Annotated in this window: 12 protein-coding genes; 4 read left to right on the top strand and 8 right to left on the bottom strand. The window is 69.5% G+C overall.

The genetic code is table 11. The annotated features are described in order from the left end of the window. Positions 1-23: 23 nt before the first annotated feature. Both NQK81_RS22595 and NQK81_RS22590 read right to left on the bottom strand, forming a co-directional pair. The gene (locus tag NQK81_RS22595; protein WP_257483171.1) at positions 24-824 is read right to left on the bottom strand and encodes an ABC transporter permease; all 801 of its coding nucleotides are present in this window, start codon (positions 822-824) and stop codon (positions 24-26) included. Next, complete coding sequence (locus tag NQK81_RS22590; protein WP_126730179.1) at positions 821-1,798, bottom strand: ATP-binding cassette domain-containing protein; 978 nt, start codon at positions 1,796-1,798, stop codon at positions 821-823. The genes NQK81_RS22595 and NQK81_RS22590 overlap by 4 nt, the downstream gene beginning before the upstream one ends. A gap of 135 nt (positions 1,799-1,933) precedes the next feature. On the opposite strand from NQK81_RS22590, the gene NQK81_RS22585 reads away from it, so the two are divergent. After that, complete coding sequence (locus tag NQK81_RS22585) at positions 1,934-2,950, top strand: endonuclease/exonuclease/phosphatase family protein (protein ID WP_257483170.1); 1,017 nt, start codon at positions 1,934-1,936, stop codon at positions 2,948-2,950. A 25-nt stretch (positions 2,951-2,975) separates the two neighbouring features. Continuing rightward, positions 2,976-3,812 (top strand): beta propeller repeat protein, encoded by an 837-nt coding sequence (locus tag NQK81_RS22580; RefSeq protein WP_257483169.1) that lies wholly within the window; start codon positions 2,976-2,978, stop codon positions 3,810-3,812. On the opposite strand, the gene NQK81_RS22575 is transcribed toward NQK81_RS22580, so the two are convergent. Continuing rightward, a complete protein-coding gene (locus NQK81_RS22575; RefSeq protein WP_257483168.1) occupies positions 3,805-4,617 on the bottom strand; it encodes an SIR2 family NAD-dependent protein deacylase in 813 nt (270 codons plus the stop codon). The genes NQK81_RS22580 and NQK81_RS22575 overlap by 8 nt on opposite strands. Continuing rightward, positions 4,610-4,918: an antibiotic biosynthesis monooxygenase family protein gene (locus NQK81_RS22570; RefSeq protein ID WP_016337748.1), complete on the bottom strand. Its 309-nt coding sequence runs from the start codon at positions 4,916-4,918 to the stop codon at positions 4,610-4,612. The genes NQK81_RS22575 and NQK81_RS22570 overlap by 8 nt, the downstream gene beginning before the upstream one ends. Before the next feature lie 40 nt (positions 4,919-4,958). Between NQK81_RS22570 and NQK81_RS22565 the strand changes: the two genes are divergently transcribed. Next, the gene (locus tag NQK81_RS22565; RefSeq protein ID WP_257483167.1) at positions 4,959-6,176 is read left to right on the top strand and encodes an FAD-dependent monooxygenase; all 1,218 of its coding nucleotides are present in this window, start codon (positions 4,959-4,961) and stop codon (positions 6,174-6,176) included. A 305-nt stretch (positions 6,177-6,481) separates the two neighbouring features. Here the strand turns inward: NQK81_RS22565 and NQK81_RS22560 are convergent, their stop codons facing one another. Continuing rightward, positions 6,482-7,924: a M1 family metallopeptidase gene (locus NQK81_RS22560; protein WP_257483166.1), complete on the bottom strand. Its 1,443-nt coding sequence runs from the start codon at positions 7,922-7,924 to the stop codon at positions 6,482-6,484. Between NQK81_RS22560 and NQK81_RS22555 the strand changes: the two genes are divergently transcribed. Next, entirely contained in the window at positions 7,923-8,705 is a 783-nt protein-coding gene (locus NQK81_RS22555) for an alpha/beta fold hydrolase (protein ID WP_257483165.1), read from the top strand. The genes NQK81_RS22560 and NQK81_RS22555 overlap by 2 nt on opposite strands. Here NQK81_RS22555 and NQK81_RS22550 read toward each other — a convergent pair. The 3 genes from NQK81_RS22550 to NQK81_RS22540 all read right to left on the bottom strand — a co-directional run bounded on the left by NQK81_RS22550 (position 8,695) and on the right by NQK81_RS22540 (position 11,131). Beyond that, entirely contained in the window at positions 8,695-9,657 is a 963-nt protein-coding gene (locus NQK81_RS22550) for a peptidoglycan recognition protein family protein (RefSeq protein WP_257483164.1), read from the bottom strand. The two genes, NQK81_RS22555 and NQK81_RS22550, sit on opposite strands and share 11 nt — an antisense overlap. 88 nt (positions 9,658-9,745) lie before the next feature. Beyond that, positions 9,746-10,621, bottom strand: a complete 876-nt coding sequence (locus NQK81_RS22545) for an iron-sulfur binding domain-containing protein (protein WP_126730188.1) — start codon at positions 10,619-10,621, stop codon at positions 9,746-9,748. Positions 10,622-10,639: 18 nt separating this feature from the next. After that, positions 10,640-11,131, bottom strand: a complete 492-nt coding sequence (locus tag NQK81_RS22540; protein WP_034310136.1) for a beta-class carbonic anhydrase — start codon at positions 11,129-11,131, stop codon at positions 10,640-10,642. Positions 11,132-11,141: the final 10 nt, after the last annotated feature.

Here is an 11,141-nt window from a genome sequence, read left to right as displayed (position 1 = left end):
ACGCGCGTTCCCCCTGACCCCCGTCAGACGCGCTTCCGGTAGGCCCAAGTGGCGAGCGGGAAGAAGACCGCGATCGCGGCCGCCATCCAGATCAGCGAACCGGTCAGCGGACCGGCGATCGGCCCGCCGTTCATCAGCCCGCGCAGGACGTCGGACATCTGTGTCACCGGGCTGATGTCGGCCCACGCCTTCAGCCAGCCGGGCATGGTGCCGGTCGGGACGAAGACGTTGCTGCCGAAGGTCAGCGGCATCAGCACCACGAACATCAGGCCCTGCACCGCGCCGGGGCTCTTCACCAGCATCCCGACGAACACCGATGCCCAGCAGAACGACAGCGCGAACGCGATGACGAGCGCGATCGCCAGCGCGAACTCGGCCGGCCCGGTCTGGACGCGGTAACCCATGATCGTCGCGACGACCATCAGCACGACCAGGCACACCAGGTACCGCACGATGTCGGCGAGCACGGCGCCGATCAGCGGCGCGGACCTGGCGATCGGCATCGCGCGGAACCGGTCGAACACACCCTTGGTGACGTCGGTGTTCAGCTGGACGCCGACGGTCATGCTGGCCTGCAGGATGTTGAACACCATGATGCCGGGCACGATCATCTGGAGATAGCCCTCGGTGCTGCCCATGATCGCGCCACCGAACAGGTAGACGAACATGACCAGGAAGATGATCGGCGCGATGGTGACGTCGGCCAGCTGCTCCGGGTTCTTGCGGATCTTCAGGATGCCGCGCCAGGCGAGGGAAAGCCCGTGCCGCACGCCGCTCGACGGTGAGACGCGCCGTGGTGGTGCGGGCATCGCGATGGTCGTCATACCAGGCTCCCTTCCGGAGTAGTGTCCTTTGTGGACTCGTCGGTCTTCTTGCCGGTCAGCGCGAGGAACACCTCGTCGAGGCTGGGCAGCCGCAGCGCCAGCTCGTCCGCGGTGATCCCGGCCTCGTCCAGCTTGCGGACCAAAGTGGACAGCAGCACCGGGTCGGCGACGGGCGCGGTGAGCAGGCCGGTGTCGTCGTCCCGGTTCGGCCGGACCCCGGTGAGCCCGGCCAGGATGCGCTCGACGGCGTCGAGGTCGGCCAGCGCGGACGGCCGCACCTGCAGCGTCTGGCCGCCGGTCCGCCGCTTGAGCTCGTCGGCGCGGCCGTTCGCCACGACGTGCCCGTGGTCGAACACGGTGATCGTGTCGGCCAGCTGGTCGGCCTCCTCCAGGTACTGCGTGGTGAGCAGCACCGTCGTGCCGTCCGCGACCAGCGTGCGGACCACGGCCCAGACCTCGTTGCGGGCGTGCGGGTCGAGCCCCGTGGTCGGCTCGTCCAGGTAGAGCACCTTGGGACGGCCGACCAGGCTCGCGGCGAGGTCGAGCCGCCGCCGCATCCCGCCCGAGTAGGTCTTGATCGCGCGGCCGGCGGCGTCGGTCAGCTCGAACCGCTCCAGCAGATCGGCCGCGCGCTTCTTCGCGTCCGCCCTCGAGAACTCCAGCAGCCTGCCGATCAGGACGAGGTTCTCCGTACCGGAAAGGTCCTCGTCGACCGACGCGTACTGCCCGGTCAGCCCGATCATGCTCCGGACCGCCATCGGGTTCTTGACGACGTCGTAGCCGAAGACGCTCGCGTGGCCGCGGTCCGGCCGGATCAAGGTGGCCAGGATCCGGACGGCGGTCGTCTTCCCCGCGCCGTTCGGCCCCAGCACCCCGACCACCTTGCCCGCCGGGACCTCCAGATCGACCCCGTCGAGCGCCTTCGTCTCCCCATAGTGTTTGACCAGGCCCTCGGCCCTGATCGCGTGAGTCATCGTTCCTCCTGTGGATCTCGCCCCGCCGATCAAGGTGCACCCGGCGCCTGGCAGACCGCGCACAGCGCGCTGGCAGCGGCTGACAGGAGCTGATAAGCGCTGGTAGACGTGGTGTGAGGAGGTTGTGAAGGTGTTGTGGAGACGGCCGCCGCCACGCTGGTGATCGGCATACTCGACGGCATGGTGATCGAAGAACGCGTGGTGCCGCGAGGTGCCGGGCGAAAGCTGGTCAGCGGGCTGCTCATCGGGGCGGTCGTGCCGTTCGCGGTGCTGACGGCGTTACGGCTCGTGGGCTACGACGGCAACACGTACACGATCGCCGCGCTCGCGCTCACGCCGTACGCCGGGATCGCGACGCTGGTGCTCGGCCTCCTCGCGCTGGGGCTGCGCCGCTGGTGGATCGGCGTGGTCGCGCTGGTGCTGACCTGCACGATCGCGTCCCTGGTGCTGCCGCGGGCGTTCGCGAACGAGCAGAAGGCGCTCGACGGGAAGCACGTGCGCGTGCTGGCGTCGAACATGCTCGGCGGGCAGGCCGATCCGGACCGGATCGTCGGCTACGTGAAGGAGCACCGGGTCGACGTCCTGAGCCTGACCGAGATGACACCCGAGGCGATCGCAGGACTCGACCGGGCCGGATTGTTCCAGGTCCTGCCGTACCACGTGCTGCACCCGGCCGAGTGGGCGTCGGGCTCCGGGCTGGTGTCGAGGTATCCGCTGACGCCGCTGAAGCTGAGCGGCGCTTCGGACTACAAGCAGCCCAGCGCGAGCGTGGACCTCGGAGACGGCGTCCGGATCGAGGTCGTCGCGGTCCATCCGGCGGCGCCGATGTGGGACCGGCACGCTTGGGTCGACGAGGCGAAGGACCTGCCGTACGCCGACGCCGAGCACGACATCCGGATCCTGGCGGGCGACTTCAACGCGAGCCTCGACCACGCGCTCTTCCGTGAGCTGCTGACCAGGGGATACGTGGACGCGGCCGATCAGCTGGGGAAGGCGCTGGAGGGCACCTGGACGAACGGGCTGGTGCCGCCGGTGCCGATCGACCACGTGCTCGCGGACAAGCGGACGGCCATCGCGGACTTCAAGGTGCTGGAGACGCCGGGCAGCGACCACGACGCCGTCTACGCGGAAATCGTTCTGCCCGGAAAGTGACCTTCCGCTGGCAGGCTTCCCGCTCATGAGGAAGCTCTGGGGAGTGCTCGTGATTTCGCTGGTCGCGGCGTGCGTCCCGGGGCAGCTGCCGCCGGCCGAGGCGAAGAGCGCGCTGGGCTTCGCCGCCCGGCCGGGCGAGGCGCGATCCCTCGGCGTCCAGGATCCCGTCGCCGAGGCCGAGCGGCTGTTCCGGCCGGGTCCCGACCGGCGAGCGGTGGGGCTGGCCCGTGCGGGCCGGAACGCGATCGGTGTCGGGGTCCGTGAATTCCGCGGTGAAGAGCGGTCCGAGCCGATCGCGTGGGTGACCGAAGACGAAGGTCGCAGCGTGCGCGAGATCGTCCTGCCGCAGGACCGGCCAGGGCGCTGGTCACCGACGGCGGTCGCGGCCGACGATGATCGGGTCCTCGTGGTCGGGTCGCTCGGCGGGGACGTGCGGGTGTGGGCCTCCGGCGACGCGGGCGCGACCTGGACGGTGTCGCCGGTGCTGGTGTGGGGAAGCGACCTCTGGTTCTCCACGGTGCTCCGGACAGGCGGGGAATGGCTGCTGGCCGGGGGTTCCGCGGCCGGGGCGCTGGTGGTGACCGGTACGCCCGGTGTCTGGGTGACCGCTTCCCTCGGGGACGGCCGGATCCTCGGCGGGACGGTCGGCAAGGCGGGAGAGCCGGTGCTGTTCGGCGACCGCGTTGAATGGAACCAGGCCCGGACCTCGAACCGATCGTGCCTGGTGGTGTGGGTCGCGGAAGGCGGTTGGCAGCGGGGTGAACTGGGTTGCCCGGCGGATCGGCTCGTCGCCGCGGTGACCCTCGACGACGGACGGGTGATGCTGAGGGGCGACCGAGACCTGTGGATCCGCCCTAGCTGAGCAGCGCGTCCAGCGCCTTGAGCGTTTCGAGGCCGTTGGCCGCCAGGGAAACGCCGCGGCCGTGCCGGACCTGTGGCTCGCGCGGGTTGATCCGGATCAGCGCGCCGGTCGCGGCGCTGGCCAGCTCCGAGTACCGCCGCACCGTCGGCACGGCCTGCCCGGCGCCGAGCTCCACCACGACGAGGTCGCGATGCTCGCGGCGCCACGCGTTCAGCTCGTCGAGCTGGGCCTGGCTGCGCTGCCCGAGCCAGTCGTAGTCGCCGAACATCAGGATGTTGGGCCGGGCGAGGCCCCCACAGCGCGGGCAGGACGGCAGCGGTTCGAGCGCGCGCATGCTGTCTTCGTCGATCGGGACCGAGACGTCGTCCGCGGGCCAGATCTCCTTGGTGCACCTGTCGAGGCACTGCAGGTGGTGGATGGACCCGTGCGCCTCGGCGACCCCCGGGTAGCCCGCCTTCTGGAACTGTCCGTCCACATTGGACGTGAACGCGCGCGTGCCGCCCGGTTTGCGCGCTCCCCAGGACAGCAGGAGCCCGAAGCCGTCGTGCGGGACGGTGGCGCGGTACAGCGCGAGCCGGTGCCCGTAGAAACCCCAGGCCAGCTCGGGATCTTCGGCGAAATGCCGCGGGTCGGCGAGCTCGACGAAGCTGATGCCCAGCCGCTCGTACGGCGGATACGCCTTCCAGAAACCTTCGTCGCCCCGGAAATCGGGCAGGCCGGAGTCGACGCCCATCCCTGCACCGGCGCAGACGAGCAGCGCGCCGGCGCCGTCGATCAGTTCCGCGGCTCGTTCGAGCTCACTCACCCGGCTTCGAAGCCTGGACGACCTCGAATTCCAGCAGGTTCGCGCCGGTGGAAACCGGCTTCGCGCGCTCGCCCGCGTGCGCCTCACGCGCCGGGCCGGACGCCCACGCCTGGTACGCCTCCTCGGACTCCCACTTGGTGTAGACGAAGTAGCGCGACTCGCCGGAGACCGGGCGGAGCAGCTCGAAGCCGAGGAAGCCGGGCTGGTTGTCGACGGCGTGCAGCCGCGCGGCGAACCGCTTCTCCAGCTCGGGGCCTGCGCCCTCGGGGACCTCGATCGCGTTGATCTTCACGACAGCCATGCCGCCAGCCTACGACGAAACTCTTTTGCGCCGCGATGTGATGCGTGGGACCTTCCCAAGGGTGGCCGACACCAAGATCCTCATCTCCGGAGCGAGCGTCGCCGGGCCGGCGCTCGCCTTCTGGCTCGCCCGGTACGGCTTCCGGGTGACCGTCGTGGAGCGCGCGCCTTCGCTGCGCCCCGGCGGCCAGGCCGTCGACCTGCGCGGAACGGCCAAGGAGGTCGCGCGCCGGATGGGCCTGGACGAACGCATCCGCGCCGCCTGCACGGACACCAAGGGCGAGACGCTCGTCGACCGTAAGAACCGCACGAAGGCCACGATCCGCGCCGACGACTTCGACGGTGACGGCGTCGTCGCCGAGATCGAGATCCTGCGCGGTGACCTGACCGAAGTGCTCTACGAAGCGACCAAGGAGACGACGGAGTACATCTTCGGCGACCGGATCACCGCGCTGGACGAACGGGCCGACGGCGTCGACGTCACCTTCGCCGGCGGTGCGCGGCGGACGTACGACATGGTCATCGGGGCGGACGGGCTGCACTCGGGAGTGCGGGCGCTGGCCTTCGGCGAGGAGTCCCGGTTCGTCCGGCATCTGGGCTCGTACCTGGCGTTCTTCACCGTGCCGAACCGGCTGGGCCTGCGAAACTGGGCCGTCGGCTACGACGACGTCGGCCGGTCCGCCGGGATCCGCGCCGTCCGCGACGGCGACGAGGCGATGGCCTACTTCGGGTTCGCCGCGGAGAAGGTGGATTACGACTATCGCGACGTCGAGGCGCAGAAGGCGCTGGTGCGCGAGTTCGCGGCCGGGATGGAGTGGGAGGCGCCCTGGCTGCTGGACCGGATGGACGAGGCACCCGACTTCTACTTCGATTCGTGCGCGCAGGTGATCATGGATTCCTGGTCGCGCGGCCGCGTCGGGCTGCTGGGTGACGCCGCTTTCTGCCCCTCGCCGCTTTCCGGGCAGGGCACGAGCCTGGCGTTCGTCGGCGCGTACGTCCTCGCCGGGGAGCTCGCAGCCGGGCTCGACACCGGACTCAAGCGCTACGAGGCGGTCATGCGCGAGTTCGTCGAGAAGACGCAGGAGATGGGGCGGGAGAACGCGGCGTCGATCTTCGCGAAGTCGCGTGGCGCGCTGCGGATGCGTTACGTGATGATGCGCGTGATGCGGCTGAAGCCGTTCGCCGCGCTGGCTTCGCGGAAGATGCGGGACGTGGTGAACGGCATCGACCTGCCGGACTACCCCGCCTCCCGCATTTAGAGGACTAAACGCGCCGGGCACACATCACCCGCGGGCAGTGTCGCGAAAGCCACTTTCGGGACGTCGGGTGTCCCGAAAGTGGCTTTCGCGACACCCGACGTCCCCGCCTACGCGCGCGAAGGCGACCGCGCCCCCGCATTTAGAGGACTAAATGCGGGGGGGCGACCCACCCTGCCGACGCGCGCAGCCGGGAAGGGTTGCGAAAGCCACTTTCGCAACCTTGGGCGTTGCGAAAGTGGCTTTCGCAACGCGCTCGCGCCACGCAGGCGATCCCGGCCGCATTTAGAGGACTGAACGCGGGGGAGTCAGCCTCGCAGGGTGCCGGGCAGGAGTTCGGCGTCCGGCGGGATCGACGTGCCGTGGAACCACGCGTCGAAGAACGGCCGCAGGTCCTGCTCCGAAAGCTTGATCGTGAACGCCTCGAAATCCGCCCAGGAGGCGTTGGCGTTCCGGTACGTCGCCGGCCACTCCTTCAGCAGCCGCGTGAACGCCCCTTCGCCGATCTTCCGCCGCAGCGCGTGGACGGCCAGGATCCCCTTGTCGTAGACGCCGCGGAACTCCTGCCCGGCCCCCATGTCGACCAGTTTCGACTGCCAGAAATCCTGGCTGCCGCGCATGATCTCGAGGGCGGCGCGGTAGCGGTCGTCCAGGTTCTCGTGGTCCCGCGACTCCTGCCACAGCCATTGCGCGTACGACGCGAGGCATTCGTTGAGGCAGATGTCGGACCACGATTTCAGCGTCACCGAATCGCCGAACCACTGGTGCGCGGTTTCGTGCACCACGGTGATCAGGTCGGCCCATTTCGCGTAGGTGGGCCTGGTCTGGGTCTCCAGCGAGAAATGGATGTCCTCGTCGAGATAGATGCCGCCCGCCGCGTCCACCGGGTACGGCCCGAACTTCGAGCTCAGGAAGCCGATGATCTCCGGCAGCCGCCTGCCGGTGTCGCGCCGGTCCTCGGCGCCCGGGGCGTACGCGTTGACCACCGGCGTCCCGTCCGGGAGCGCCATCCGGTCGACGGTGAACTTGTCGATCGCCACCGTGGTCAGATACGACGCCACGGGCGTGCGCTCCTGCCAGGACGTCGTGGTCCAGCCGTTCGCCGAGGTCTTCTGGATCTCGCGCCCGTTCGAGATGACGGTCCAGCCGTCCGGCGTCCGCGCGGCCAGGGTGAACATCGCCTTGTCACGCGGGGTCTCGTTGACGGGATACCAGAACGACGCCGAATGCGGCTCGCCGACGATGAACGCGCCGCCGTCCTTCGACTTCTGCCAGCCGTTCTCGCTGCCGCCCGCCTTGGGCGTCGCCGACGGGTCGCCGCCGTAGAGGACCTTCGTGCGGAATTCGGTCCCCTTGCGGATCGGCTCGGCGGGCGTCACCACCAGCTCGAAGTCGCCTTCGCGCGCGAACTTCGCCGGTTTCCCGTCCACTTCGACGGATTGCACGGTCAAGCCGCGTAAGTCCAGGTTGTACCGATCGAGGTCTTGGGTCGCTTTCGCGATCACCGTGGTGTCGCCGTCGAGACGCCCTTTCGCGGGGTCGTAGGTGATCCCGACCTGGTACTCGGTCGCGTCATAACCGCCGTTCCCGTCCATCGGGTAGTACGGATCGCCCGCGCCCGAAGCGCCCGGAGCCGGGTTCATCGGCGGCGGCGGTGGGGGCGCGGCCGGAGCGGGATCGGCGGTGCATCCGATAATCAGGGCGCAGACGGCCCCCATGACCAGACCGGCGGCGGGGACACGGCTGCGCATGGAGGGGAGCTTAGTGGTGATCCAGCGCGACGGGTTGATCACTTTCGGCGGCGACGGGCCGCCGATCGTCCTTCTGCACGGGCTGATGGGCAGGGCGACGACGTGGTGGCGGGTCGCGCGGAGGCTCCAGCCGTACGGGCGTGTCCACGGGCTCGACGCGCGAGGTCACGGACGCGGACCGCGCGGTGGGCCCTGGCGCACCGAGCGGTTCGCCGACGACGTCGCCGCGGTGCTGCGGACCTTCGACGAGCCCGCGGTCCTGATCGGACATTCGATGGGCGGCCTGCACGCCTGGGTCACCGCGGCCACCCATCCCGGCCTCGTCCGCGCCGTGGTCTGCGAGGACTTCGCCCCGGACCAGCGCGGCCGGACCGTGGACACCTGGCGCGGGTACTTCGAATCGTGGCCGGTCCCGTTCCGTTCACTGGCCCACGTGCGCGAGTTCTTCGGCGACACCGGCGACTACTTCATCGAATGCGTCGAGGAGCGCGAAGACGGCTACCACCTGATCGCCTCGCTCCCGGACCTGTACGAGATCGCGGCCGAATGGGGCAGGCGCGACTTCTGGGAGTTCGTCGAACGCGTGAAATGCCCGTTGCTCGCGATCGAAGGCGAACGGACCGCGATGCCTGCCGGGCAGCAGGCCGAGCTGGCCGCACGCGTGCCCGGCGGCCTCGGACGGCACATCGTCGTCCAAGGCGCCGGGCACGTGGTGCACGACGAAGCGCCGGAAACCTACCTCGGCGCCGTGGAAGCCTTTCTCTCCGACGTCATCCGTTGAGTTGTGCTTTCAGTGCCCGGAGATCGGTGCCGGACCCGACGATGAGGGGCCAGACGTCGGAGCCGAGGAAGCCGGTCTCGTCGGTCGCCGCCGTCGCGCCGCAGGTGTCGCGCTCCAGCCCGTGCCGTGCCGCAACCGCGGCGACGGCGTCCTTTGTGGACTGTCCGAAAAGGCCATCGGTGGGAACGGCGAAACCGCGTGCCCGCAGGAGTTCCTGCGCCATCCGCACCCGCGGCCCGCTGTCGCCGGGTTTGAGCAGCGGCCACTCCGGCAGGTCCACCCTCGGTGACGAGGAGCCAAGCAGCTTCCCGACCTCGGCGCGCAGCTCCGGAAGCCGGTTGTACAGCACGGTGCCCGGGCATTCGGTGGAGTTGAAGTCGCGGTGCCCCTTGATGAATTCCGGCGAGATCCCGTACTGCGAAGCCATGTACGCGACCAGCTTCACCAGCGAGTCCCAGAGCGCGGGCGTGACGTCCTCTGTGCTGTAGAGGCCTTCGTTCTCGATCCCGATGCAGGTGCTGTTGTTGTTGCCCACGTTCGCGCCGAGCACGTGCCGGGTGCCGCCGCGCAGGATCTCCAGGCTGCGGTGCCGCCCTTCGGTGATGTGCCCGCCGCGGCTGTTCGTGAACTGCTGGCCGGTGTCGATCCAGCCACGGGTGTCCATGTGGAAGTTCTGGATCGCCCGGGATGCCCAGAAGGCGTGTTCGAGGCTGTAGTCGGTGACGTTCCCCGGTTCGACCGTGTGGTGCACGACGATGTACGTCGGCTTGTGGTTCTGCACCTCGATCGTCCCGCTCGGCGGCCGCGCGTTCCACGCGGCCGTTCCGTGGATCTTGGGTTCTGTCACCCCGGACGCCGCGTCGGCGGCGGAAATCGTTGCTGTCCCCAGTAGCCCGACGGCGCTTGCCGTCAGGCCGCCCTTGAGCGCGGTACGTCGGTCGAAGTCGGCCACGGGCGTAACTCCCATCATGCGCGTTGGCCGGAAAACTAACCCGCCATCGCGCCGATGACAACCATTGACCAACTTTTGTCGTAATGCGTTAGTGTTCGCCAGGGAGTGCGAACAGGCCGTCCCCGGTCTGTTCGAGCAGTCCGTCCACCAGCAGGGAGTCGAGGCAACGGTCGCGCTGGCCGGATTCGTGCCAGACGAGGTCGAGCCGCGCCTTCTCCACCGGGCCTTCGCTGCCGCGCAGCACGTCGAGCAGTAGCCCGCGCACCTGACGGTCGGTGCCGGCGAACTTCTGGACCTGCTTCGCGGGCCCGGCGTACGCGGGCCTTCCCGCGTGCTGCCACGCGCAGTCGTCGTAGATCGGGCAGTCCGCGCAGCGCGGCGAACGCGCGGTGCAGACGAGCGCGCCGAGTTCCATCAGCGCGGCCGAAAGTTTCGCGGCGGGCGCGTCTTCCGGCGGCAGCAGCGCCTCGACGTCGGCCATGTCGCGGGTGTTCGAGGGCGGTCCGGCGTCACCCGCGCCGTGCACCGCCCTGGCCACCACGCGCCGGACGTTCGTGTCCACCACCGGCGCCCGCTTGCCGTAGGCGAAGGCCGCGACGGCGCGCGCGGTGTACGCGCCGATACCCGGCAACGCGAGCAGAGTGTCCACATCGGACGGAACGACGTCGCCGTGTTCGGCGGCGATGACGGCCGCCGCGGCGTGTAGCCGCAACGCTCGCCGCGGGTAGCCGAGTTTCCCCCAGGCGCGCACGACCTCGCCCTGCGACGACGCCGCCAGCGCCGACGGCACCGGCCAGCGCGCCATCCATTCGAGCCAGATCGGCTGCACGCGCGCGACCGGGGTCTGCTGCAACATGATCTCGCTGACGAGCACACCCCAGGCGGTGCATTCCGGCTCACGCCAAGGGAGGTCGCGCCCCACCTCGTCGAACCACCCGGTCAGCACATCCGCGTCGACGCCCACCGGGCCAGCTTAAAACCCTTACGCGACCTCGGTCAGGCGGCCCAGCTTCACGTCGTAGACGAACCCGCGCACGTTGTCGGTGTGCGGGAGGAAGTCGCTGCGCCGGACACGCTGCACCGACCGGCGCACGCTGTCCTCCACCTCCCGGAACGCCTCGACCGACCACGTCGGGCGCAGTCCGCTGGCGGCTTCGAGTTCGTCCTTGAAGTCGTCTTCGGTGACCATGGAAAGGCCGCAGTCGGTGTGCTGCACGATCAGCACCTCGCGCGTGCCGAGCTTCCGCTGGCTGAGCGCGAGCGAGCGGATCATGTCGTCGGTGACGACCCCGCCCGCGTTGCGGAGGATGTGGGATTCGCCCTGGATCAGGCCGAAGATCTCGAACACCCGGATACGGGCGTCCATGCAGGTCAGGATCGCCACCTGGAGTGATGGCCTCGGAGACGAGCGGTCACCAGGAGTGACATCACCCAGCTCCTGGTTGCGCTTGAGCAGTACGTCGATTGAGGTCACACGCTCATTG

It is taken from the genome of Amycolatopsis roodepoortensis, assembly GCF_024628825.1.
GTDB lineage: Bacteria > Actinomycetota > Actinomycetes > Mycobacteriales > Pseudonocardiaceae > Amycolatopsis > Amycolatopsis roodepoortensis.
The sequence above is the reverse complement of the archived record's forward strand: the minus strand, read 5'-3'. Positions and strand labels throughout refer to the sequence as shown.